This window comes from Niveispirillum fermenti (assembly GCF_048066175.1).
Lineage (GTDB): Bacteria > Pseudomonadota > Alphaproteobacteria > Azospirillales > Azospirillaceae > Niveispirillum > Niveispirillum fermenti.
Window position 1 is genome coordinate 1 of the sequence record NZ_JBLTXA010000029.1, and the last position, 23206, is coordinate 23206.

Genomic DNA, 23206 nt, shown 5'->3' on the forward strand with positions numbered 1-23206 from the left:
ATTGAGGCCGGTGATCGGTTGCGATCACCGGGACTGGGTATGAGAAGGGTAACGGCTGAAGCCTTGGGGGTGATCCGGCGGGCATTCTGAATAGGGACGGTCTGAATAGCGAAAGGGCCGGACACCCCGACGGTATCCGGCCCTCCCGTTCCACCCGGTTTCCCGATGATGGAGAATTAGTTGCCTTCCGGCGGCGGGGTCGTGGTGTCCGGCGCGGGCTCGGACGGCACGGTCTCACCCTCAACCGGGGCTTCGGCCGGCACATCGGCCGGGGCTTCCTCGGTCATGGGGGCGGCTTCTTCCGGAACCGGAGCGGGCGCGGGGGTCGGCTCAACGACCGGCGCCTCGGCGGGGGCTGCCGGTGCCGCCTCCTTCGACTTGTCCTGGCCACAGGCGGCCAGGCCCATAACCATCAGGCCAGAAAGAACCAGGGGAAGCACGCGCATTTTTCGCTCCTTCGCTTTTATGTGACCGGTACGCGAGGGCCCATCCCCCCGTTACCGGGTACGCTTCAACATACGCACCTTGAAGCGTTAAGGGTTTGTTGACAACAACGTCGATGGATTTTTTTACCGCCGTTGATCATTTAACCGGCAACCTGCCCTCAACGCGGTCAAATCGATTGCCATCATGGGGTCGAAATGTGGCAATCCCGTGCCCTTGTGAAGGAGTTTCAAGGGCTTGGATCAGTCGAACCCTTGAGCTGCAGCCGTTGGCAGGCAAGGTCCAGCGCCGTGCGGAGTTGCTGGGCCGAATAGGGTTTCTGCACGAATCCAAGCGGCTTGGCCTGTGCCACCCGCTCCATCGTCTGTTCATCGGCATAGGCGGACAGAAAGATGCTGCGCACGCCTTGTTCCAGCCACAGGCGCCGCGCGACCTGCACGCCATCATTGGCCCCGCGCAGGCGGATATCCATCAGTGCCAGATGTGGTTCTTCCAGGGCTGTAATGGACAGGGCTTCCAGCTCCGATGCTGCAATACCGACGACGTAGTACCCTAATTCCGTCAATGTCAGGCGCACGCCCAACGCTACAAGTGCATCATCCTCCACAATGAGGACACGGACAGGAGAATCGGATAACGGGATCATCGGTATCTTGAATCCTCACAGCTTCCTTCCCCAGTGGCAGGATGCCATCAAGAGTATGTGCTTATTGAAGGGGATACCGGATTGTCCCCTCCTTAGCAACTCATCCAACCGGCTGTTGCAGCCTTAGGCCGAAAGGTCGGGGATTAGGCAATGGCATTTTTCGAAATGTACAACGCAGGAGGGATGTGAAAAATTCTATTTGACGCACGATAAATGGGTAATAATTTTATTCGACGACGCCGGTTTGAAGCCAAATTGCTGGCGCGCTTGAAATTCCACGCTGGGCGTGCCAAAGGCGCCCACGGGGTCCAGTAATGGCCGTTAAGCCAGAGGGAGTAGCCTGATGTTGCGTCGTTCCTTCCTGTCCCTTGTTGCCGGCATTGCGCTGGCCGGTGCCGCCCTGTTGCCGTCGGGCACGGTCATGGCGGCCGATCCCGGCACCGTGACGCTGGACTGGGCCTATTACAATCCCGTCTCGCTGATCCTGAAGGACAAGGGCTGGGTGGAAGAGGAATTTGGCCGCGACGGCATCCGGGTGCGCTGGGTGCAGAGCCAGGGGTCCAACAAGGCCATCGAATTCCTGAACGCCAAGGGTGTGGATTTTGGCTCCACCGCTGGTGCCGCTGCCCTGCTGGCCCGCATCAATGGCGGGCCGATCAAGTCGATCTACGTCTATTCCAAGCCGGAATGGACCGCCCTGGTCGCCCGCAAGGACAGCCCCATCACCAAGGTCGAAGACCTGAAGGGCAAGCGGGTGGCGGTGACGCGCGGCACCGACCCCTATATCTTCCTGTTGCGGGCCCTGGCCGATCATGGCCTGACGGAGCGGGATATCCGTACCGTCCTGCTCCAGCATGCCGATGGCCGTCTGGCGCTGGAACAGGGGGCGGTGGACGCCTGGGCCGGCCTGGACCCGATGATGGCCCAGACCGAACTGCTGGAAGGGTCGCGCCTGTTCTACCGTGCGCCGGATCTCAATACCTGGGGTGTGCTGAATGTGCGGGAGGATTTCGCCGCCGCGCATCCGCAGATCGTCGCCCGCGTGCTGAAGCTTTATGAGAAGGCGCGGGCCCATGCCCTGGCCAATCCGGCGGAACTGGCCGCCACGCTGGCCAAGGCCGCCAGCCTGACGCCGGAGGTGGCCGGCCGCCAGTTGGAACGCACCGACCTGTCGCACAGTGCCATTGGTGCCACGCAGCATGATACGATCCTGAAGGCAGGACTGGCCTTGCAGGAAGCCGGCATCATCGCCGCCGACGTGGGTGTGAAGGCCGTCACCGACGCCCTGATCGATCCGTCCTTCAGCGCCAGCCTGACGGCGCCGTGACGGCGGCGGCGATAACGGGGTCGAAGGAAGTATGGGATGAGTGATGCGGGACAGGGAGGCGGCCGGATGCCGGACGCCTCCCGGTGGGACCGGTTCGGCGGGGCCGTCCTGGGACTTGAGGTGCCGGTCGGCCTTCTGGCGGCATGGGAAGGGGCGGCGCATCTGGGCTGGATATCGGCCAAGCTGCTGCCGGCCCCGTCCACCGTGCTGGTGGCCGTGGCGGATCTGGCGGCCAGCGGCGACCTGTGGATGCATGTCTGGGCCACTTTGTGGCGGGTGCTGGTCGGCTTCGGGCTGGGTGTGGCGGCGGGTACGGCCATGGGAGCCCTGACGGGCTATTCCACCCTGGCCCGCCGGCTTCTGGACCCGATGCTGCAGGCCTTGCGCAATATCCCTTCGATTGCCTGGGTGCCGCTATTCATCCTGTGGTTCGGCATTTTCGAGACATCGAAGGTGCTGCTGATCGCCGTCGGCGTCTTCTTCCCCGTCTATCTCAACCTGGCCAGCGCCATCCACGAGGTGGACCGCAAGCTGGTGGAGGTGGCGCGGGCCTATCGCTTCTCGCCGCTGGAACTGGTCTGGCGGGTGCTGTTGCCGGCCAGCCTGCCGACCTATGTCATTGGCCTGCGGTCGGGCCTGGGGCTGGGCTGGATGTTCGTGGTGGCGGCAGAGTTCATGGGGGCCAGCGAGGGCCTGGGCTATCTGCTGATCGACGGGCAGATGACGGGGCGCACGCCCGTCATCCTGGGCGCCATCGTGCTGTTCGCTGTCCTGGGCAAGCTGACTGATCTGGCACTGGCCCGCGCCACGGCGCCGCTGGTCGCCTGGCAGGATGGTTTCAAGTCGAAGCGCTGAGCGAAGGGAACCCGTCATGCTGCGCCTGACCAATGTCGAAAAGCGCTATGCCAACGGCTATGTCGCCATCCGGGGCATCGGCCTTTCCGTTGAACGCGGGGAAATCCTGGCCATCGTGGGCGGGTCGGGGTGCGGCAAGAGCACGCTGCTGCGCCTTGTCGCCGGGCTGGACAATGTCAGCAACGGCCAGGTCGAACTGGACGGCACGCCCGTGACGGGACCAAGGCCGGAAATCGGGGTGGTCTTCCAGGAACCGCGTCTCATGCCCTGGCTGGACATTTCGGCCAATGTCGCCTTCGGGCTGAAGGGGCTTTCCAGGGCCGAACGGGCGTCGCGGGTGGGCGAGGTGCTGGCCCGCGTCAACCTGTCGGCCTTCGCCCGGGCGCTGCCGCGGCAATTGTCGGGCGGCATGGCCCAGCGTGTGGCCATCGCCCGCGCGCTGGTGACGCGGCCGGAGGTCTTGCTGCTGGACGAGCCGTTCAGTGCGCTGGACGCCCTGATCCGCATGGAATTGCAGGACCATCTGCTGGATGTCTGGGACGCCTATGCCGAGGATGAGCGGCCGACCCTGATCCTGGTCACCCATGATATCGAGGAGGCGCTGGCCCTGGCCGATCGCGTGGTCGTGCTGGGCGGCACGCCGGGGCGCATCCATGGCGACTATCATGTCGGCCTGCCCCGCCGGGGCCGGCGCGAACATGACAGTTTTCCGGGCTGGCGGGCCCGGCTGCTGCAGGAGTTGCGCAATGCGCGCCACCCCGGCACGGTGCAGCCCGATTACGCCATCTGACGACGCCTGAAGCCAAACGAAGCCAAACGAGGAACGATTCATGAATGCCGATGATCTGCGCAGCCTGCAGGCCCCGCTGAAGCAGCGTTACAAGGACGAGGCGACCGCCGCCATCGTCACGCTGAAGGCCGCGGGCGAACTGGACAGCGAGAATGTCGTCTGCAAGGTCGATACGGGCCGTGCGCTGGTGGAGGCGGGCCTGCACCCCGCCACCGGCGGACCGGGCAGCTTCGCCTGTTCCGGCGACATGCTGCTGGAGGCCCTGGTCGCCTGCGCCGGCGTGACGCTGAAGGCCGTGGCCACGGCGCTGGGCCTGAATGTTGCCGGCGGCACGGTCCGGGCCGAGGGCGACCTTGATTTCCGGGGCACACTGGGTGTTGCCAAGGATGCGCCCGTCGGGTTCAAGGATATCCGCCTGTCCTTCGACCTGCAGGGCGACCTGACGGATGAACAGCGGGCCACGCTGCTGAAGCTGACGGAACGCTATTGCGTCATCTATCAGACGCTGAAGAACCCGCCGTCCTTCCAGGTCGACCTGACCAGCGCTGCCTGACCGGCGATCCCGCTTTCCGGGGACCAGGCCCGGCGGATGCCGGGCCTGGTGATTGTGAGTGGATCACTGCCCCGGAATGGGGGCGTACTTGCCGTTGGACCAGCGGTAGACGACATAGTCGGTGACCTTGCGATCGCCCTTATCATCGAAGGAGAGCGGACCGATCACGGTGGTATATTCACCATCCCGCATGGCGGCGGCCACCTTTTCGGCATCCACCGACTTGGCCTTCACGGCACCCGCGGCCCAGACCTGGACGGCGGCATAGGTGTAAAGCGTATAGGCTTCCGGTTCGAACCCGCCATCGCGGAAGCGCTTCACAACGTCGGCTGCTTCGGGCTTGTCGCGGTATTCATTGCCGAAGGTCACCAGCGTGCCTTCACCCGACGGGCCGGCGATGTTCCAGAATTCCTGGTTGACGATACCGTCCCCCGACATGAACACGGCCTTCAGGCCGGCATCGGCCATCTGACGCACCAGCAGGCCGGCCTCCGTATGCAGCCCGCCGAAATAGACGATGTCGATGCCGGCATCCTTCATCTTGGTGACCAGGGCCGACATGTCGCGGTCGCCGACATTGACGGCATCGAACATCGCCTCGTTCTTGCCGCCCTTGCGCAGGGCGGCGCGAGTCGCTTCCGCCAGGCCACGGCCATAGGTGGTCTGGTCGTGGATGACGGCCACCTTGCCGTCCTTGTGATGCTTCAGAAGCCAGGCGGCGGCCACATCGCCCTGCTGATCGTCCCGGCCGCAGGTGCGGAATACGGTATCCAGCCCCTGTTCGGTGAGCTGCGGGTTCGTGGAAGCCGGGCTGATCATCACGATCCCTTCGTCCGCATAGACGCGGGCCGACGGGATGGAGACGGCGGAATTGAAATTACCGAATGCGGCCACGCCGCCCTGCGTGGCCAGGCGGTTGGCGATGGCCACCCCCTGGCTGGGGTTGGAGGCATCGTCCAGGTTGACCAGCACCAGCTTCTCACCCAGCACGCCGCCCCTGGCATTGATGTCGTTCACGGCCATTTCGGCGCCGCGCCGCATCTGTTCCCCGAATACGGCATTGGGCCCCGTCAGCGGGGCCGCCAGACCGACCACCGTATCGGCCAGCGCGGGCAGGCCCGTCAGCATGGTGGCGGCCATCAGGACGGCGGGCAGGGTTTTCTTGAGGTTCATTGTCGCCAATCTCCCGTGGGGGTGTGGAACGTGAGCGTGAAGCTATCATGCGGACCCCTCCCGTCAAATCCGTACATGGGTCGGGACTGCGTCCGGCGTGGTCTGGACTGCGTCCGGCGTGGTCTGTCGTTCTTCTCATGGCATGTCGATTGGTGCTTGATGCGCCCGCCGCGATTTGCTATCCACCGCCAACCGCCGGGGGCTTCCAGCCTGAAGCGGTGTTCCGGCATGTGTTTTGCGGCCGTGGCGGAATTGGTAGACGCGCAGCGTTGAGGTCGCTGTGGGGCAACCCGTGAAAGTTCGAGTCTTTTCGGCCGCACCATGCTGAACGATGAAAAAAGGGCGATGCCGGCCGGCATCGCCCTTTTCATTTTGGCCCGTGCCATGCCCTTCTCCCTGTCGCAGCCGTCCGGCTTTCCAGAACAAGTGTCCGTCTTTTCAGCATTCCGATCACTGCAACGCAGCCTAGCGCCCTTATCGCCGGGACCCTGGCGGCAAGCTGTCTGCTATGGCTGGACAGGGCGGGGCGGACGGGCCTAACTAGGCCCCAACAAAGACCCCTCGGATGCTGGGAGCTATTCAGGAAATGACCGACGCCTTCCGCGACGCGGCACTCGATTACCACCGTCTGCCGACGCCCGGCAAAATCGCCGTCACCCCGACCAAGCCCCTGGCCACACAGCGTGACCTGGCGCTCGCCTATTCCCCGGGTGTCGCGCATGCCTGCGAGGCGATCGTCGAGGATGAGGCGAACGCCGCCAAATATACTAGCCGCGGCAATCTGGTCGCTGTCATTACCAACGGCACCGCCGTGCTGGGCCTGGGCGATATCGGCCCGCTGGCGTCCAAGCCGGTGATGGAGGGCAAGGGCGTCCTGTTCAAGAAGTTTGCCGGCATCGATGTGTTCGATATCGAGATCAACGAGAAGGACCCGGAAAAGCTCGTCGATGTCATTGCGGCGCTGGAGCCGACCTTCGGGGGGATCAACCTGGAGGATATCAAGGCGCCGGAATGCTTCTATGTCGAAAAGACGCTGCGCGAGCGCATGAAGATCCCGGTCTTCCATGATGACCAGCACGGTACCGCCATCATCGTGGCGGCCGCCATCACCAATGCGCTGAAGCTGACGGGCCGTGACTTCGCCACCGTCAAGCTGGTCTGCTCCGGCGCCGGTGCCGCAGCGCTGGCCTGCTTGGACCTGCTGGTCGATATGGGCCTGCCGGTGGAGAATATCTGGGTCAACGACATCAAGGGTGTGGTCTATCAGGGCCGCACCGAGCTGATGGACCCGCGCAAGGAACGCTATGCCAAGGCCACGAATGCCCGGGTTCTGGATGATATCATCGGCGATGCCGACATCTTCCTGGGCCTGTCGGCACCCCGCGTGCTGACCCAGGACATGGTGAAGAAGATGGGGCCGCACCCCATCGTCATGGCGCTGGCCAATCCGACGCCTGAGATCATGCCGGACGAGGTGAAGGCCGTGCGCCCCGATGCCATCGTCGGCACGGGGCGGTCGGACTTTCCCAATCAGGTCAACAACGTCCTGTGCTTCCCCTTCATCTTCCGCGGCGCGCTGGATGTCGGGGCCACCACCATCAACGAGGCGATGAAGATCGCTGCCGTCAACGCCATCGCCCGGCTGGCCCAGGCAGAGGTGCATGACGTGGTGGCCATGGCCTATGGCGAGGCGCCGCCCAGCTTCGGGCCGGAATACCTGATCCCGCGCCCCTTCGATCCGCGCCTGATCCTGGAAATCGCGCCCGCCGTGGCGAAGGCCGCCATGGATAGCGGCGTGGCCACCCGTCCCATCCAGGATTTCGACGCCTATCGCGAGCAACTGGGCCAGTTCGTCTTCCGCTCCGGCCTGCTGATGAAGCCCGTCTTCGCCAAGGCCAAGGCGGACCCGCGCCGCGTCGCCTATGCCGAGGGGGAAGAGGAGCGCGTGCTGCGCGCCGCCCAGCAGGTGCTGGAGGATGGCATCGCCCAGCCCATCCTGATTGGCCGCCGCGAGGTCGTGGCCCGGCGTATCGAGAAGCTGGGCCTGCGCCTGCGCCTGGACGAGAATGTCCGCCTGATCGATCCGCAGAACGACCCGGCCTATAATGACTATTGGCAGACCTATCACCGGATCATGCAGCGCGGTGGCGTTTCACCGGACCGGGCGCGTCAGGTGGTGCGCACCAACCCCACCGTGATCGGCGCCCTGATGGTGGAAAAGGGGGAGGCCGATGCCGTGATCTGCGGCACGGTCGGCCTTTACGACTGGCACCTGAAGCATGTGAACGACGTGGTGGGGAAGAAGCGCGGCGCGCGCGTGATGGCGGCTCTCTCCGTGCTGATCCTGAACCGTGGCACCTTCTTCCTGACCGACACCTATGTGAATGCCAGCCCCACGGCCGCCGATCTGGCGGAGATCACTGACCTGGCCGCGGAAGAGGTGCGGCGTTTCGGCCTGGCGCCGAAAGTGGCGCTGCTGTCGCATTCCAGCTTTGGCAGCCACAACGACCCCTCTGCCATCAAGATGCGGGAGGCCCTTCAGGCCATTGCCGCACGCTGCCCCGACCTGGAGGTGGAAGGGGAGATGCATGCCGATGCCGCCATCAGCCCGGTGATCCGCACCCGTATCTTCCCCAACAGCCGTCTGCACGGGTCGGCCAACCTGCTGGTGATGCCCGACCGCGACAGCGCCAATGTCTCCTTCAACCTGCTGAAGGTGCTGGGCGACGGGCTGGCTGTCGGGCCGGTGCTGCTGGGGGCGGCCAAGCCGGCCCACATCCTGACCCCGTCGGTCACGGTGCGCGGCATCGTGAACATGTCGGCGCTGGCGGTCATCGACGCGCAGATGCACAATCCGGCCACCTGACGGTATCAAAGCGGGACGGCTGCGGCCGTCGCCCGCCCTGTGGGGGATATATGGAAGTACCGGTGAGACGCCTGCTGCATGTCGGTTGCGGGTTGAAACGGCGGGACGGAACGACCAGGGGCTTCGCGGGGGCGGGTTGGACGGAAACCCGGCTGGATGTCGCTTCGGATGTCCGGCCCGATATTGTCGGCAGCATCACAGACATGTCGATGATCCCGTCCGGATCGTTCGATGGCGTCTATTCCAGCCATGTCCTGGAGCATCTTTTTGCACACGACGTCATCACTGCGCTGCAGGAATGCCGTCGCGTGCTGTCACCCCGGGGTGTGATGGTCCTGACCTGTCCGGATATGCAGGCCGCCGCGAAAGAGATTGCCGAGGGCAGGTTGCTGGAGCCGATGTATCAGAGCGAGGCCGGCCCCGTCGCTGCCATCGACATGGTGTTCGGCCTGCGCTGGGCCATCAAGGATGGCCATGTCCACATGGCGCATCGCAGCGGCTTCACGCTCCCGGTGCTGGGCGGCCTGTTGTCGGGTGTGGGTTTCGGGCAGGTGATGGTTACCAGTCGCGGGCATCCCTTCTACGACCTTTGGGCTGTCGCGGCGAACTGGCAAGCGACGGAAGATGAGATGAGGGAACTGGCCGGCGCGCATTTCCCCGTCTGAGGGCGGGTGCCGGACCTGGACGGAAGGGGGGCCCTTGTCGATGGCAGGCGGCATGGATCAGAAGGACCAGGGATCGATCGAGGAACTGCTGGAGGCTGGCGATCTGTCCGCCGCCGCCGGCATGCTGGCCGACCTGCACCCGTCCGATGTCGCCGACCTGCTTGAACAGGCGGACGAGGATCGGCGCGAACTGCTGATCGCGCTGCTGCGCCCGCAATTCGATGCAGAGGTGCTGGCCTATCTGCCCGTCGATCTGCGTGACGAGGTGATCGAGCGGCTGGAGCCCAAGGCCCTGGCCGCGGCCGTCGCGGAACTGGATACCGACGACGCCGTCGACGTGATCCAGGATCTGGACGAGGATGCCCAGCAGGCCATCCTCGCCAACCTGCCGCCCGAGGCCCGCGCCCTGGTGGAAGAGGGGTTGACCTACCCTGAATATTCCGCCGGCCGCCTGATGGGCCGCACCCTGGTGTCGGTGCCGGAATTCTGGACGGTGGGCGGGCTGCTGGACTATCTGCGCGCCGCCGCGACGACCGATGACAGCGACCTGCCGGCCGAATTCTACGACATCTTCATCGTTGATCCAATGCACAGGGTGGTCGGCAGCGTGCCCCTGTCGCGCGTGCTGCGCGCCCGGCGCGGGGTGAAGCTGAACGAGATCCTGCACAAGGATATACGCCGTATTCCCGTTACCATGGACCAGGAGGAGGTGGCCCGCCTGTTCCGCAATTACGGGCTTGTGTCGGCGCCTGTCGTGGACGCAGCACAGCGACTGGTCGGGGTCATTACGGTCGATGACGTGGTCGACGTGATCGAGGAGGAGGCGGAAGCCGACATGCTGGCCATGGGCGGCGTGGGCGGCGACGACCTCTACCGGGCCGCCGCCTCCACGGCGCTTTCACGTTTTCGCTGGCTGGCGGTCAATGTCCTGACGGCACTGATCGCAGCCGTCGTCATCGAGCAGTTCGCCGGCACGATCGAAAAGGTGGTGGCGCTGGCCGTGCTGATGCCCATCGTGGCCAGCATGGGCGGCAATGCCGGCACCCAGGCGCTGACGGTTGCGGTGCGTGCGCTGGCGACCAAGGAACTGACCAAGGCGAATGCCGCCCGCGTCATCGGCAAGGAGGGGCTGGTCGGGCTGTTCAATGGCCTGGCCCTGGCGGTCATCATGGGTGTCATCGCCTATCTTTGGTTCAACAGCCCGCTGATCGGCGGCGTGATCGCGGCCGCCATGGTCATCAATCTGGTGTGCGCCGGCCTGTGCGGTGCCCTGATCCCGTTCGTTTTGGACCGGATGAAGATCGACCCTGCCGTGGCGTCGGGTGTTTTCCTGACCACGGTCACCGATGTCGTCGGTTTCCTGGCCTTCCTGGGCCTTGCCACCTTCGTGCTACTATAAAATGCGAAAGGCCCGGCGGATGTCCGCCGGGCCCCTTTTTACCGCCGGGATCATGTCGCCGACAGGCATCAGCCTTCCTGCAGGCGCTTCATCCAGCCTTCCATCCATTTGATGTCATAATCGCCGTTGATGAAGTCCGGCTCGGCGATGATGCGCTGATGCAGCGGGATGGAGGTGTCGACGCCGGTGATGACGAACTCCTCCAGCGCGCGACGCAGGCGCATCAGGCACTCGTTGCGGGTGTTGCCGTGAACGATCAGCTTGGCGATCATGCTGTCGTAATGCGGCGGGATGCGATAGCCGTCATAAAGCGCGCTGTCGACCCGCACGCCCAGCCCACCCGGTGCGTGGTACTGCTTCACCTGTCCGGGGGAGGGCAGGAAGGTTTCCGGATGTTCCGCATTGATGCGGCATTCGATGGAATGACCGTGGAAGCGGATATCCTGCTGCGTATAGCCCAGCGGCGCGCCAGTGGCGACACGGATCTGCTCGCGGACCAGATCGACGCCCGTGATCATTTCCGTGATCGTGTGCTCGATCTGCAGGCGGGTGTTCATCTCGATGAAATAGAACTGCCCGTCCTCGTACAGGAATTCCATCGTGCCGACGCCGCGATAGCCAAGCAGCTTGGCCGTGCGGGCGGCAAGGCTGCCGACCTTTTCCCGCTCTTCCGCATTCAGTGCGGGGGACGGGGCCTCCTCCACCACTTTCTGATGGCGGCGCTGGATGGAACAGTCGCGCTCGCCGAAATGCACCACGTTGCCATGGTGGTCGCCCAGCAACTGCACCTCGATATGGCGCGGATTGGCGAGGTACTTTTCAAGGTAGACCTCGTCATTGCCGAAGGCGGCCCGGGCCTCGCCACGGGCAAGCTGGTAGGCTTCCCGCAGTTCCTCCTTGCTGAAGGCGACCTTCATTCCCTTGCCGCCGCCGCCGGCCGCGGCCTTGATCAGCACGGGGTACTGGATCTTGTCCGCCACGGCGGCCGCCGTTTCGAAACTGTCCACCGGGCCGTCCGAACCGGGCACGCAGGGCAGGCCACGGGCGATCACGGTCTTCTTGGCCGATACCTTGTCGCCCATGACACGGATATGCTCCGGCGTGGGGCCGATCCAGGCAAAGCCATGCTCGATCACCATGTCGGCGAACTGGGCGTTCTCGGCCATGAAGCCGATGCCGGGATGGATGGCATCGGCACCCGTGATGCTGGCCGCCGACAGGATCGCCGGGATGTTGAGGTAGCTTTCCTTGGCCGAAGGCGGGCCGATGCACACGCTTTCGTCGGCAAGACGCACATGCATGGCATCGGCATCGGCCGTGGAATGCACGGCGACGGTCTTGATGCCCATCTCGCGGCAGGCGCGGTGGATGCGAAGCGCGATCTCGCCGCGATTGGCGATCAAGACCTTGTCGAACAGGCCGTCCTGGGGATACGCCGTCATGGCCTGGTCACTCGATGATCAGCAGGGGCTGGCCGAATTCGACCGGCTGCGCGTCGGCGACCAGAAGCTCCGTCACGGTGCCGCCCTTGGGCGCCTTGATCGGGTTCATGACCTTCATGGCTTCGATGATCAGCACGGTCTGGCCGGCTTTCACTGTATCGCCGGCCTTCACGAAGGGGGCCGCACCGGGCTCGGACGCGAGATAGGCAGTGCCGACCATCGGGGATTTCAGCGTACCGGGATGCTGGGCCGGCGCCACGACGGCAACCGGTGCCACTGCCACCGCGGCCGGTGCGGGCATGGGGGCCGCAGCATAAGCGGCCGGGTTGAAGCCCACCGGGGCGGGCGGGGCGGCCCGGCTGAGCCGGATGCGGCGTTCGCCTTCCGAATATTCCATTTCCGTCAGGCCGGACTCCTCCAGGAGTTTGGCCATGGTGCGCACGAACTCGGCATCCAGATCGAAGCTCGACATGGTTTTCTCAACCTTATCCAAAAGGCGCCAGGGATGTCAGGGCCGGGTCCCGGCCCGAAGCAGGCGGTCCGCCGCCTGCAGGGCCAGTACATAGCCGTGCGACCCCAGGCCGCAAATAACCCCCCGGGCGGCCATCGACACATAGGAATGGTGCCGGAATGGCTCGCGCCGGAAGATGTTGCTCAGATGCACCTCGATGACGGGCAGGTCAACAGCCGTCAGCGCGTCCAGTATGGCCACGGAGGTGTGTGTATAGGCCCCGGCATTCAGCAGGATCGCGGATCGGACGCCCCGCGCCTGCTGGATCCAGGTGACCAGCTCGCCCTCATGGTTGCTCTGCCGGAAGTCGATCTCCAGGCCCAGGCGTTCGCCTTCGGCCAGGCACAGAGCCTGCACGTCGGCCAGCGTCTCCGCCCCATAGATATGGGGCTCGCGCGTGCCGAGCATGTTCAGGTTTGGCCCGTTTAGGATGAGGATCGATGGCCTTTGCGCCAAGTTGGTCGCCCTGCTGTGGTGATCACCGGAAGCCGGGCGGTTATAACACGGCCACGGATTGGAGCAATGGGGCGCGAACATTACGTAAGGCGCCAGCCTGCCATCGCAAAATCTTGTCCCTTGATCTATCCGCTGAGGAATTAATGGTGCGTGCCAACAAGATATTGTGTTGGAGACCTTCTTGCCATCGGCGTGGAGCAGGATTGTCACAATCGGGGATCGGCCGAATGTCATAGGTCATGCCGGCTATGCCGACCGGATCATCCTGTCCGGCCGGCTAGCATCCGCGGCACGGGTCCCGAATCAAGAGGGGCGCCGGTCAGCCGCCCTTGCGCCCTTCGCGGACCGCATTGAACAGATTGACGAACTGATCGGCCTCGATGGCGCCGGGCACCACCGTATCGCCGATCACGAAGCCCGGCGTGCCGCGGATGCCCAGCTTCTGTGCCAGTTCGGCGTTGGCCTTCAATTCCGCCTCGATGGCGGGGTCGCCCATGTCCTTTTCCATCTGCTTCACATCCAGCCCGACATCCCGGGCGGCCCGGCGGATGGTATCCGTGTCCAGCCGGCCCTGATGGGACATCAGCGCCGTGTGGAACGCCTCGTACTTGCCCTGGCGGTTGGCGGCCAGGGCGGCGCGCGCCGCCTCGCGGGAGGAGGCGGCCAGGATGGGGAATTCCTTGTAGATGACACGGACCTTGCCGTCGCCCTTGACGGCGGCGGTCCGTTCCGGATGGGTGCGTTTGCAATAGCCGCAATTATAGTCGAAGAACTCCACCAGGGTCACATCGCCCTTGGGGTTGCCGCCCACAGGCGACGTGGGGCTCTGTTCCAGCGCTGCGCGATTCGCGGTCAGCGCTTCCTTTGCGGCCTGGGTGGACGCGGCCTGTTCCCGGTTTTCCAGCGCCTGGAGGGCTTCCAGGATCACTTCCGGGTTGGCGACCAGATATTCCCTGACGATCTGTTCCACCGCCGCCTTGTCCAGCGGCTTGTCGGCCGCCGTGACGGGCATGGCGGGCAGCAACCCCAGGGCCAGCACAGCCAGCCCCCGGTGCAGACGGTTCCGGCGGAAAATGAACGGGAATATCGGCATATCTGTGGTTCCATCCTTGCAACGTCCCCGCACCATGCGATGCCTGGGCGGCGCTTGCAACAGGTGGAGGTTCCACCGCTGGGGTTTCAAGACACTTGCCTACACGAACGAGGTATGCGGTGATACGCAGGTGTGTAAAGTCCGATATAATCAGTAGATAAGGCCGTGGAGGGGAATCCGCGGCCCGCAGGACGGAGCGGGTGGCACCGGATGGGCGTGAACAACGACGAATTCCTCTTCCATGAGGAGACGCCGGAAAGCCCGGTCGCCGTTGGCCCCCAGGTCGACCGGCCATGGCTGATCCTGATCGTTGATGACGATCCGGAGGTGCATGCCATGACCCGTCTGGTCATGAAGAAGTTCGTCTATAACGGCCGTCCCCTGCAGTTCCTGTCCGCCTTCTCCGCGGCGGAGGCCTTGCAGATGCTCGCCAAGGACCCTGGCATCGCCATGATCCTGCTGGATGTGGTGATGGAGACCGACGACGCGGGCCTGCGCCTTGTGCCCCTTATCCGGGAGGATCTGGGCAACAGCCAGGTGCGCATCATCCTGCGCACGGGCCAGCCGGGCCAGGCGCCGGAAGACGCCGTCATCCATGCCTATGACATCAATGATTACAAGGCGAAGACCGAGCTGACGGCCCAGAAGCTGGGAACCGCCACGGTGGCGGCCCTACGCTCCTATGAGCATATCACGGAACTGGAACGTTCCCGCCGGGGCATGGCGCGCATCATCGACGCCGCCGGCAGCCTGTTCACGCTGCGCGCCATCGACCGGTTCGCACAGGCGGTGCTGGGCGAACTGGCGCAGGTGCTGGACGTGGCGGCCGACGGTTTTGTCTGCGTCACGCGGGGCATCGCCCGCAATGATGCGCAAATCCTGGCGGCATCCGGCCGCTATGCCGACCTTGCGGGCATGCCGCTTGGCTACAGCGCCGATCCGGCCCTGTCGGCCATGGTGATGGCTGTACTGAACGGCCGTCAGCATCATTACGACGATCAGCGTCTGATCCTCTGGCTGCGCACGGCGGACGGCCGTGATGCGGCGGCCTGCCTGCATGTTGGCCGGCCGCTGGACGGGCTGGAACGGAAGCTTGCCGAACTGCTGGGCACCAAGATCGCCATCGGCTTCGACAATCTGCACCTTTACGAACAGGTGCGGCGGTCGCACAAGGCGGCCGTCATCGCCCTTGCCGGCCTGGCCGATTACAAGGACCCGGATGGCGGCGGTGACCACGGGTTGCGGCTGTCCCGGCTGGTGACGGAGATCGCCTTCGCCCTGCGTGGCAATGCCGGTTGGGACACGCCCATCGATGACGAGTTCCTGGACCTGATCACCATGGGGGCCATGCTGTACGATATCGGCATGGTCGGCGTGCCCGACCGGCTGATCACGAAGACCCTGCCGCTGGACGATCAGGAACGCCAGCAGATGGAGATGCATTGCGAGCGGGGGGCCGCCCTGCTGGAAAAGGCCTCCCGCATGGTGGAAGGCAGCAACTACCTGTCCTTCGGTGCGGCCATCGCGCGGGCCCATCATGAGCGCTGGGACGGCAGCGGCTATCCGCGAGGTCTGGCCGGCACCGCCATTCCGGCCGCGGCCCGGATCGTGGCCGTGGCCGATGTCTATGATGCCATGACCCACCGGCGAAGCTGGCGGGCCGCCGTTCCCCATGCGGAGGCGTTGCGGGCCATTCAGGAAGGGGCCGGCACCCTGTACGACCCAACCGTCGTCGAGGCCTTCTTCCAGGCCCGTCAGGCGCGCGTCCGGCCGCGTTGACGATCTGCCTTCGGGGCCCTGCCCGGGGCCCCTGCCTTCGGCTTTTGACCGGTTCAGAACTCCGAGGTCGAGACCCGGCTTTCCACCATCACGCGGATATCCTGGGCGCGTATCCATTCCGGGGAGCCGGCGGGAAGCATACGCTCCGCCCGGTCGGCATGGAATTTTGCGGCGCGGATGTCGCCGCGGGACAAGGCTTCCTCGGCGCGCGCATAGGCCAGTTGCGGCGGCATGTCGGCGCGGCTGTAGGCCGATGACAGCAGCCGCCAGGTGATGGCGGAACTGCGCTCCACCCGCGCGGCCACCGTCAGGTGGTTGATGGCTTCCTCCAGGAACCGGTCGTCGCCCACTTCCAGCAGCGCATGGCCCAGCGCATTGCGCAGCAGGCCCGAATCGGGGTTCAGACGCACCGCCTCGCGATAGGGGGCCACCGCATCCGCCACCCGCCCTTCCTCGAACAGGATCTGGCCTTTCAACTCATGGAAATAGGCATTGTCCTGTTCGGCTGCGATCAGCGCGTCTGTCATGGTGACGGCTTCGTCGGCGCGGCCGGTACGGTAGAGCGCAATGGCCCGGGCATAGCGGGCGGGGATGGCATTGTCGGTGGCCGAATAACGTCGCAGGGCGATGCCCGGCCGCATGAAGCCCATCAGCTTGGCCACCATGCGCTCATGCAGGTCATGGAAATTGTCGGGCAGGCGCTTGCCGTTGTTCTGCGACCGCGTCTCCACGAAATTGCGGATGGCCTCGATACGGTTGCGGGTCAGCGGGTGGGTGCGGACATATTCAACCTGCCGGTTCTCGGGCAGCAGTTCCTGCCCGGCCAGCCGCTGCATCATCTTCAGCAGCCCTTCCGACGACCAGCCCAGGCTTTCCAGATATTTCATGGCCGCCTCGTCGGCGGAGCCCTCCTGCGCGCGGGTGAAGGCGAAGAAGGTGCGCATCGCGGCTTCCTGGCCGCCGCCCATCAGGCCCATGCCCACATCGCCGCGCCCGGCACCGATCGCGGCGGCCAGGCCCAGCAGGGTGAAGATGGTGGCGATGGTCGCGGCGTTGGCCATGGCATCCCCCATGCGGGCCAGGTGGCCGCCGGCGATGTGGCCGGTTTCGTGCGCCGTCACCCCGATCAGTTCGTCCAGCCCCGTATCCATCAGGAATCCGGTATGGAAGAACATGTTCTGACCGCCGGCCACAAAGGCGTTCAGCGTGTCGTCATTGACCAGGGCGATCGTCACGGCCTCCGGCACGATGCCCGCCGTCTCCAAGATCGGTGTGGCATAGACGCGCAATATATGCTCGATTTCCGTGTCCCGGATGAAACTGATCGATCGGGCCTGGGCCACGGCCGGCTGTAGGGCCAGCGTGGCCGCCATCAGCAACGCCACCGCCGCATTGGCAATCCGCTTTGGAACCGCAAACATGAGTCTATCCATCGGCAACGCCCTTCGCCCCGACACTAGCCACGAAAAACATGGCGAGGGAAGGGCGACGTTGCGCGAAGCGATCGCCACGGACCCCTGGGCCCCGTCGCGCCGGGGTTCGGTGGCCCCCTTCATCGTGATGGAGGTGATGCGCGCCGCCAACGAGCGGGCCGCGGCGGGTGGTGATGTCCTGCACCTGGAGATCGGTCAGCCGGGCACGCCGGCCCCGCGCGGCGTCATTGCGGCGGCCCATGCCGCGCTGGACGCCGACCGTATCGCCTATACCGAGGCGTTCGGCATCCCGTCCCTGCGGGAGGCCATCGCCCGCTGGTATCGTGACCGCCATGGCGTATCGGTCGGGCCAGAGCGTATCGCCGTCACCACGGGGTCGTCGGCCGGCTTCCTGCTGGGCTTTCTGGCCGCGTTCGAGCCGGGGGACCGTGTGGCGCTGGCAGCACCCGGCTATCCTGCCTATCGCAACATCCTGCGCGCGCTGGATCTGGTGCCCGTGGAAATTCCGACGGGACCGGAAACCCGTTTCCAGCCGACGCCGGCCCTGCTGGCCGCCCTGGACCGGCCCGTGAAGGGGCTGATCGTGGCCAGCCCGTCGAACCCCGCCGGCACCATGCTGTCACCCGACGCCCTGCGCGACCTGGCGCGGTGGTGCGAGGAAAACGGCGTGCGCCTCATCAGCGACGAGATCTATCACGGTATCGAATTCACCGGCCTGCGGGCGCAGACGGCCCTGGCGTTCAGCGACCGGGCCTTGGTCATCAACAGCTTCAGCAAATATTTCAGCATGACGGGCTGGCGCCTGGGCTGGATGGTCGTGCCGCCGGAGCTTGTCCGGGCCGCCGAATGCCTGGCGCAGAACCTGTTCATTTCCGCCCCCACCCTGTCGCAGCGGGCCGCCGTCGCGGCGTTCGACTGTGTGGAGGAGGCCGATGGCCATGTCGCCCGGTATCGCCGCAGCCGGGAGTTGTTGCTGAATGAACTGCCGCGTGCCGGGTTCGATGATCTGGCCCCGGCCGACGGGGCCTTCTATGTCTATGCCGATGTCAGCCGCCTGACCGATGACAGCGAGGCGTTCTGCAAGCGCATCCTGGCCGAGACGGGTGTGGCCATCACGCCGGGCCTGGATTTCGACACGGCCCGTGGCCATCGGTTTCTGCGCATCAGCTTCGCCGCGGCGGAAGCAGAGGTGGCAGAGGCGGCCCGGCGGCTGGTGGCCTGGTCGGGCCGGCGGTGATCACTCCGCCGCCGTCGCCGGCTGTGCCTCCGGATCGTCCTGCCTGGGCATGGGAAGGCCGTTGATGGTGGCAACGGCCAGCGCGGCGATATAGGGCAGGGACTGCACCACCAGCATGGCCGACCAGATATAGGCGTCGCGATTGTCGCCGCCTTCGCGCCAGCCCACCAGGAAGGCGGTGATCCAGAGCAGGATCATCAGCACCACCTCTTCCCGCGCATGCAGGAAGCCCTGGATCAGGGCTGGCTGGTCCTCGCACTTGGGCGTGCGCACAAAGGGGCGGCCCTGCGTGAACAGGCCCGTCCAGACGGCGCGGCCCACCGTATGGGTCAGCGCCATGCCGGCCACCGCCGCATTCACCTTGTCCAGGAACCCGCATTTCACCCGCGCCGCATAAAGCCACAGGCCGCACGCCACCTTGAAGAAGAACACGCCCAGGGTAGGCATGATGAAGACGGTGGGCGGGAACTCGAAATATTTGGGGGCAAGCAGCAGCCCCATGGACCAGAGAATGCCGCCCATCACGAAGCCCATATGCGCGGCATCGGCGAACCAGGGCAGCCAGCCCGTCACGAAATGATATTTCTGGCCGAAGGTCAGCTTGGTCCCCGACGGCAGGAACTCCCGCCAGTGCCGCTTGATGATCTGCACAGCCCCATAGGCCCAGCGGAAGCGCTGCGTCTTGTAGCCGGCGAAACTGTCGGGTACCAGTCCCTTGCCGAAGCTGTCGGGCATGTAGACCGACTCCAGCCCCTCCTCGAACAGTCGCAGGCCCAGCTCGGCATCCTCGCAGATGCACCATTCGGCCCACCAGCCCACCCGCTTCAGGATGGAGGTCCGGATCAGGGTCATGGTGCCGTGCTGGATGATGGCGTTCCGCTCGTTGCGCTGCACCATGCCGATATGGAAAAAGCCCTGATATTCCCAGTTGATCATCCGATGGAACGGGTGGATGTGCCAGTCGCGGTAGTCCTGCGGGCTCTGGACGAAGGCAACCTTCTGGTTCTCGAAATAGGGGATGGTGGCCGACAGCCAGTCCGGCGTGACCTGATAATCGCTGTCGATGACGCCCACCACTTCGGCATCCGGCGCCGTCACGGCCAGTCCGAAATTGAGTGCGCCGGCCTTGTATCCCGGCCATTTTGCCAGATGGAAGAAGCGGAAATGCGGGCCCAGCCTGGCGCAATGCGCCTCCAGCGGCTTCCACACCTCCTCGTCCTTGGTGTTGTTGTCGATCACCAGAACTTCGAAGTTGGGATAATCCATCTTCGCCAGCGCGTTCAGTGTCTCGATCACCATGTGTGCCGGTTCGTTGTAACAGGGCACATGGATGGAAACCTTGGGATAGTAGCCGCTGGTATTGACCTTGACGGGTGTGAATTTCCGCTTCCAGCGGTCGGTCCATACCACCTCGGTCAGTTCCAGACCATCGATCAGAACGACGATCAGCAGCAAAATCTGCGCGCAGATCAGGATCAGGAAGGCGACGAAGGACATGGTGTTCATGCCCGTCGTCATGGCTTCCGTCGCGGTCCAGACCAGGCCCGAGGCGATGGCCTGGATCAGCGCGCCATAAAATAGCTGCCCGCCCGGCCGCAGGTCATCGCGGGACAGCACGAACCAGAACATGGGGATGAAGGCCAGCGCCACGGCGATGGCGCACAGCACGGGCCAGCCCGGCACCTCGAAGACCCCGCCTTCCATTGGGAACTTCATGCTGCGATGGGTGTCCCAGATGCCCCAGTTTGCCTCGGCCTCACCGCCGATCTGCCGCTTCCACGGCTGGTCGAAGCCTTCCATGATGTAATAGTCCCAGCGGTTGTCGCCCGCCAGGTTCAGGAAATTCCGGATGAATTGTGCCTGATTGACCAGGCTGGCCTGCGCCCCGCCGCGATAGGGCCCGTCGGACGGCCATCCGGCCTCGCCGATCAGGATGTGCTTGTCGGGATATCTGGCGCGTACTTCGTCATAGCCGCGGCGCACCTGATCCATGGCCTGCTCGATGGGCACCTTCTCCCAATAGGGAAGCAGGTGGATGGTGATATAATCCACCGCCTCGGCCAGTTCGGGATGCTTCATCCAGACATAGGGTGGCTCGGCGGTGGAGACGGGCACGTCGAGCTGGCGTTTCACGCGCTGGACATAGTCGATCAGGGCCTCGACCTCCAGGTCGCCGCGATACATCACCTCGTTGCCGACCATGACGCGCGTGACATTGGGATTGGCGCGCGTCACCCGGACCAGGGAATTGATCTCCTGCTCGTTCTTGCCCAGGTCGCCCGAAATCCAGGCGCCGGCCGTCACGTCGAGGTCATATTTGGCGGCGATCTCCGGGATCACCTCCAGCCCGTCCGTGGCGGAATAGGAACGGATGGACCGGACATAGGGGGCTACGACGCCCATGTCGCGTTCGATATCGGTGCGCGACGGGTGGCGCCCATCCTGCGGGTTCTGATTTTCCTGGTAAGGGCTGAAGGCGACGCCGGCAATGGTCCCGGCCCAGAGCTTCTCCGGCGTGGTCGGCCGGTTGGACAGCGCCCAGGCCCCGATATTGCCCAGGACCAGCAGCACCAGCACCGCCCAGGCCGATGCCCGCATCTTCAGGATTTTGCCCATCGTCTCGTCTTGCCCCCGGAGCCCGCCCGCAACGGCGGTAACCAACCTGTTCTGGCAGCCGTTTCTGTTATTTTTGTGGAAAGCGCAATGATGATCGACATCAAGACCGTCAATCACCATAACCCAGGGCCCGTTCATTGGTATAGTTCGGGGATAAGGGTACAGAACGGAGGGCAGCGGGATGGAAGACGGGTTCAGGCTTGATGAGCGGCTTGCCGGGGATACGATCACGCTGGGGGACTGGCCGCTCAGCCGGCTGCTGCTGATGCGCAACCGTTTGTTCGCCTGGCTGATCCTGGTGCCCCGCCGGGCCGGTGCGGTGGAAATCCACCGCCTGACGCCGGCCGATCAATCCCTGCTGATGCGGGAGATCGCCGCGGCGGGCCGGCTGCTCGAACATGTCTTCACGCCCGACAAGGTGAATATCGGTGCGCTGGGCAATCACGTCTCGCAATTGCATGTGCATGTTATCGGGCGCCGGCACACTGACCCGGCCTGGCCCGGCCCCGTATGGGGTGCCGGGCATAGTGCGCCCTATGGCGGGGACGAACTGGCGGCCCTTGCCGACCGGCTGTGGGAAGCCGCGCGACAGGAATTTCCCTGACCATCCGGCCGGGCGGCCGGAATCAACCGGGTGCCGCCCGATATTCCAGCCGCAGCCAGCGGCCTGTGAAAAGCGCACCTACGCCGGCAAGGACACAGCAGCCCAGCGACGCGGCCATGGCATAGCGGATGCCCTCCACCCCCTCTGTCGGGGTCAAGGCATCGCTGACCATGCCGACGAACAGCGGCCCGATGGCACCGCCGATGCTCTGGAAGATGGGAATGGTGGCGGCGGCCAGTGCGCGCGACTGGTCATGCACCAGCCCGACCACGACGGTGATGACCGGCGGCGCCCAGAAACCCAGGAAGAAAGTGAAGGCGCCGAACCAGATGACCGATCCCAGGGCATCGGGCCAGAACAGCGACAGCAGCCCCGTCGGGACACAGGCCAGCAACCCGTACCCCGCCGTCCAGATCAGCCAGCGCACATCGCGCCCGCCCATCTTGTCGGCGATGGTGCCGCAGCAGATGTTGCCCAGCAGCAATCCCAGCGCCAGGGCCGTGCCCATTTTCAACCCGACTTCCCCCGAAGACATGCCATGCACGCGAATCAGGAAGGCCGGCATCCAGGACAGCATGGCGAAGGCGGCGATGGATGCAAACAGGGCGATGGCAATCAGCGCGCGATAGGTGGTCAGGTCCAGGAAGGACAGCAATGTGCGGAACAGGCCCTGGATCGGGGGGGCATCGGTCGCCCTGGCCGGGCGGGCGGGCTCCGGCACCGTCAGCCAGAACAGCAGCCCGATCACCAGGCCCGGTGCCCCTACGACCAGGAAGGTGGTCCGCCAGCCCAGCACCTCGTTCAAGGTGCCGCCCAGATAGACCCCGAACGCGATGCCGAAGGCGCTGCCGCAGCTCATCAGCGCGAAGATGCGGGTGCGGCGCTGCGGCGGGAACAGGTCGGCCAGCAGGGAATAGCTGGCAGGCGCGCTGCCCGCCTCGCCCACGGCCACCATCATGCGGCCGAAGGCCAGTTGCACATAGCTGGTGGCAATCCCGCAGAACATGGTCATGGCGCTCCAGAACGCCACGCACAGGGAAATCAGCGTGCGACGGTTCCCCCGGTCCGAAATGCGGGCCAGCGGAATGCCGGCAATGACGTACAGCACGGAGAAGAAAACACCGGTCAGCAGCCCGATCTGCGTGTCGCTCAGCGACAAATCCTCCTTGATGGACTGGATCAGGATCGTGACGATCTGGCGATCGACATAGCTGATGAAGGCGACGATCATCACCATCGCCATGATGTAGCTCTTGCGCAATGCGGACCAGGACCCGGGTGCCGGCGGCTGTGCGGCCATTGATCTCTTTCCTCCCA

General features: G+C 64.9%; 20 protein-coding genes and 1 tRNA gene. 11 read left to right on the forward strand and 10 right to left on the reverse strand.

The window, feature by feature from the left end:
• Window positions 1-176: 176 nt before the first annotated feature.
• Complete coding sequence (locus tag ACM9LZ_RS20355; RefSeq protein WP_416621355.1) at window positions 177-446, reverse strand: hypothetical protein; 270 nt, start codon at window positions 444-446, stop codon at window positions 177-179.
• Window positions 447-673: 227 nt separating this feature from the next.
• Window positions 674-1090 (reverse strand): response regulator, encoded by a 417-nt coding sequence (locus ACM9LZ_RS20360; protein ID WP_416621356.1) that lies wholly within the window; start codon window positions 1088-1090, stop codon window positions 674-676.
• A gap of 343 nt (window positions 1091-1433) precedes the next feature.
• On the opposite strand from ACM9LZ_RS20360, the gene ACM9LZ_RS20365 reads away from it, so the two are divergent.
• The 4 genes from ACM9LZ_RS20365 (at window position 1434) to ACM9LZ_RS20380 (ending at window position 4615) form a co-directional block, all read left to right on the forward strand.
• Complete coding sequence (locus ACM9LZ_RS20365) at window positions 1434-2417, forward strand: aliphatic sulfonate ABC transporter substrate-binding protein (protein ID WP_416621357.1); 984 nt, start codon at window positions 1434-1436, stop codon at window positions 2415-2417.
• A 66-nt stretch (window positions 2418-2483) separates the two neighbouring features.
• Complete coding sequence (locus ACM9LZ_RS20370; protein WP_416621358.1) at window positions 2484-3272, forward strand: ABC transporter permease; 789 nt, start codon at window positions 2484-2486, stop codon at window positions 3270-3272.
• 16 nt (window positions 3273-3288) lie between these two features.
• Complete coding sequence (locus tag ACM9LZ_RS20375) at window positions 3289-4062, forward strand: ABC transporter ATP-binding protein (RefSeq protein ID WP_416621359.1); 774 nt, start codon at window positions 3289-3291, stop codon at window positions 4060-4062.
• Window positions 4063-4102: 40 nt separating this feature from the next.
• On the forward strand, window positions 4103-4615 hold the full coding sequence (locus tag ACM9LZ_RS20380; protein WP_416621360.1) for an OsmC family protein: 513 nt from the start codon (window positions 4103-4105) through the stop codon (window positions 4613-4615).
• A gap of 63 nt (window positions 4616-4678) precedes the next feature.
• Here ACM9LZ_RS20380 and ACM9LZ_RS20385 read toward each other — a convergent pair whose 3' ends face one another.
• A complete protein-coding gene (locus ACM9LZ_RS20385; protein WP_416621361.1) occupies window positions 4679-5788 on the reverse strand; it encodes a branched-chain amino acid ABC transporter substrate-binding protein in 1110 nt (369 codons plus the stop codon).
• A gap of 237 nt (window positions 5789-6025) precedes the next feature.
• On the opposite strand from ACM9LZ_RS20385, the gene ACM9LZ_RS20390 reads away from it, so the two are divergent.
• From ACM9LZ_RS20390 to mgtE, 4 genes are all read left to right on the forward strand, one after another.
• Window positions 6026-6110 (forward strand) — tRNA-Leu (locus tag ACM9LZ_RS20390).
• Between the two features lie 264 nt (window positions 6111-6374).
• Window positions 6375-8654 carry an NADP-dependent malic enzyme gene (locus ACM9LZ_RS20395; protein WP_416621362.1) on the forward strand — a complete coding sequence of 760 codons (2280 nt, stop codon included), beginning with the start codon at window positions 6375-6377 and terminating at the stop codon, window positions 8652-8654.
• 62 nt (window positions 8655-8716) lie between these two features.
• Window positions 8717-9319, forward strand: coding sequence for a class I SAM-dependent methyltransferase (locus tag ACM9LZ_RS20400; protein WP_416621363.1), 603 nt, complete (start codon window positions 8717-8719; stop codon window positions 9317-9319).
• 52 nt (window positions 9320-9371) lie between these two features.
• Complete coding sequence (gene mgtE, locus ACM9LZ_RS20405) at window positions 9372-10718, forward strand: magnesium transporter (RefSeq protein WP_416621364.1); 1347 nt, start codon at window positions 9372-9374, stop codon at window positions 10716-10718.
• 68 nt (window positions 10719-10786) lie between these two features.
• On the opposite strand, the gene accC is transcribed toward mgtE, so the two are convergent.
• The 4 genes from accC to ACM9LZ_RS20425 all read right to left on the reverse strand — a co-directional run bounded on the left by accC (window position 10787) and on the right by ACM9LZ_RS20425 (window position 14220).
• A complete protein-coding gene (accC, locus tag ACM9LZ_RS20410) occupies window positions 10787-12136 on the reverse strand; it encodes an acetyl-CoA carboxylase biotin carboxylase subunit (protein ID WP_416621400.1) in 1350 nt (449 codons plus the stop codon).
• Between the two features lie 31 nt (window positions 12137-12167).
• Complete coding sequence (gene accB / locus ACM9LZ_RS20415; RefSeq protein WP_416621365.1) at window positions 12168-12632, reverse strand: acetyl-CoA carboxylase biotin carboxyl carrier protein; 465 nt, start codon at window positions 12630-12632, stop codon at window positions 12168-12170.
• Window positions 12633-12668: 36 nt separating this feature from the next.
• Window positions 12669-13127, reverse strand: a complete 459-nt coding sequence (aroQ, locus tag ACM9LZ_RS20420; RefSeq protein WP_416621366.1) for a type II 3-dehydroquinate dehydratase — start codon at window positions 13125-13127, stop codon at window positions 12669-12671.
• Window positions 13128-13446: 319 nt separating this feature from the next.
• A complete protein-coding gene (locus ACM9LZ_RS20425) occupies window positions 13447-14220 on the reverse strand; it encodes a DsbA family protein (RefSeq protein WP_416621367.1) in 774 nt (257 codons plus the stop codon).
• Between the two features lie 216 nt (window positions 14221-14436).
• Here ACM9LZ_RS20425 and ACM9LZ_RS20430 point away from each other — a divergent pair, with 216 nt between their 5' ends.
• The gene (locus ACM9LZ_RS20430) at window positions 14437-15999 is read left to right on the forward strand and encodes a DUF3369 domain-containing protein (protein ID WP_416621368.1); all 1563 of its coding nucleotides are present in this window, start codon (window positions 14437-14439) and stop codon (window positions 15997-15999) included.
• Between the two features lie 53 nt (window positions 16000-16052).
• Here ACM9LZ_RS20430 and ACM9LZ_RS20435 read toward each other — a convergent pair whose 3' ends face one another.
• Complete coding sequence (locus tag ACM9LZ_RS20435; RefSeq protein ID WP_416621369.1) at window positions 16053-17420, reverse strand: M48 family metalloprotease; 1368 nt, start codon at window positions 17418-17420, stop codon at window positions 16053-16055.
• A gap of 139 nt (window positions 17421-17559) precedes the next feature.
• Between ACM9LZ_RS20435 and ACM9LZ_RS20440 the strand changes: the two genes are divergently transcribed.
• Window positions 17560-18669 carry an aminotransferase class I/II-fold pyridoxal phosphate-dependent enzyme gene (locus ACM9LZ_RS20440; protein ID WP_416621401.1) on the forward strand — a complete coding sequence of 370 codons (1110 nt, stop codon included), beginning with the start codon at window positions 17560-17562 and terminating at the stop codon, window positions 18667-18669.
• On the opposite strand, the gene ACM9LZ_RS20445 is transcribed toward ACM9LZ_RS20440, so the two are convergent.
• A complete protein-coding gene (locus ACM9LZ_RS20445) occupies window positions 18670-21285 on the reverse strand; it encodes a glycosyltransferase (RefSeq protein WP_416621370.1) in 2616 nt (871 codons plus the stop codon). It lies immediately after the preceding gene.
• A 181-nt stretch (window positions 21286-21466) separates the two neighbouring features.
• Between ACM9LZ_RS20445 and ACM9LZ_RS20450 the strand changes: the two genes are divergently transcribed.
• Window positions 21467-21889 (forward strand): HIT domain-containing protein, encoded by a 423-nt coding sequence (locus ACM9LZ_RS20450; protein WP_416621371.1) that lies wholly within the window; start codon window positions 21467-21469, stop codon window positions 21887-21889.
• 22 nt (window positions 21890-21911) lie between these two features.
• Here the strand turns inward: ACM9LZ_RS20450 and ACM9LZ_RS20455 are convergent, their stop codons facing one another.
• Window positions 21912-23189: a spinster family MFS transporter gene (locus ACM9LZ_RS20455; protein ID WP_416621372.1), complete on the reverse strand. Its 1278-nt coding sequence runs from the start codon at window positions 23187-23189 to the stop codon at window positions 21912-21914.
• Window positions 23190-23206: the final 17 nt, after the last annotated feature.

What these genes read in the sequence shown, in the direction of transcription:
- ACM9LZ_RS20355 (WP_416621355.1), bottom strand. Translation starts at nt 446, where the DNA reads ATGCGCGTGCTTCCCCTGGTTCTTTCTGGCCTGATGGTTATGGGCCTG.
- ACM9LZ_RS20360 (WP_416621356.1), bottom strand. Translation starts at nt 1,090, where the DNA reads ATGATCCCGTTATCCGATTCTCCTGTCCGTGTCCTCATTGTGGAGGAT.
- ACM9LZ_RS20365 (WP_416621357.1), top strand. Translation starts at nt 1,434, where the DNA reads ATGTTGCGTCGTTCCTTCCTGTCCCTTGTTGCCGGCATTGCGCTGGCC.
- ACM9LZ_RS20370 (WP_416621358.1), top strand. Translation starts at nt 2,484, where the DNA reads ATGCCGGACGCCTCCCGGTGGGACCGGTTCGGCGGGGCCGTCCTGGGA.
- ACM9LZ_RS20375 (WP_416621359.1), top strand. Translation starts at nt 3,289, where the DNA reads ATGCTGCGCCTGACCAATGTCGAAAAGCGCTATGCCAACGGCTATGTC.
- ACM9LZ_RS20380 (WP_416621360.1), top strand. Translation starts at nt 4,103, where the DNA reads ATGAATGCCGATGATCTGCGCAGCCTGCAGGCCCCGCTGAAGCAGCGT.
- ACM9LZ_RS20385 (WP_416621361.1), bottom strand. Translation starts at nt 5,788, where the DNA reads ATGAACCTCAAGAAAACCCTGCCCGCCGTCCTGATGGCCGCCACCATG.
- ACM9LZ_RS20395 (WP_416621362.1), top strand. Translation starts at nt 6,375, where the DNA reads ATGACCGACGCCTTCCGCGACGCGGCACTCGATTACCACCGTCTGCCG.
- mgtE (WP_416621364.1), top strand. Translation starts at nt 9,372, where the DNA reads ATGGATCAGAAGGACCAGGGATCGATCGAGGAACTGCTGGAGGCTGGC.
- accB (WP_416621365.1), bottom strand. Translation starts at nt 12,632, where the DNA reads ATGTCGAGCTTCGATCTGGATGCCGAGTTCGTGCGCACCATGGCCAAA.
- ACM9LZ_RS20425 (WP_416621367.1), bottom strand. Translation starts at nt 14,220, where the DNA reads ATGCCGATATTCCCGTTCATTTTCCGCCGGAACCGTCTGCACCGGGGG.
- ACM9LZ_RS20435 (WP_416621369.1), bottom strand. Translation starts at nt 17,420, where the DNA reads ATGTTTGCGGTTCCAAAGCGGATTGCCAATGCGGCGGTGGCGTTGCTG.
- ACM9LZ_RS20440 (WP_416621401.1), top strand. Translation starts at nt 17,560, where the DNA reads ATGGAGGTGATGCGCGCCGCCAACGAGCGGGCCGCGGCGGGTGGTGAT.
- ACM9LZ_RS20445 (WP_416621370.1), bottom strand. Translation starts at nt 21,285, where the DNA reads ATGGGCAAAATCCTGAAGATGCGGGCATCGGCCTGGGCGGTGCTGGTG.
- ACM9LZ_RS20450 (WP_416621371.1), top strand. Translation starts at nt 21,467, where the DNA reads ATGGAAGACGGGTTCAGGCTTGATGAGCGGCTTGCCGGGGATACGATC.
- ACM9LZ_RS20455 (WP_416621372.1), bottom strand. Translation starts at nt 23,189, where the DNA reads ATGGCCGCACAGCCGCCGGCACCCGGGTCCTGGTCCGCATTGCGCAAG.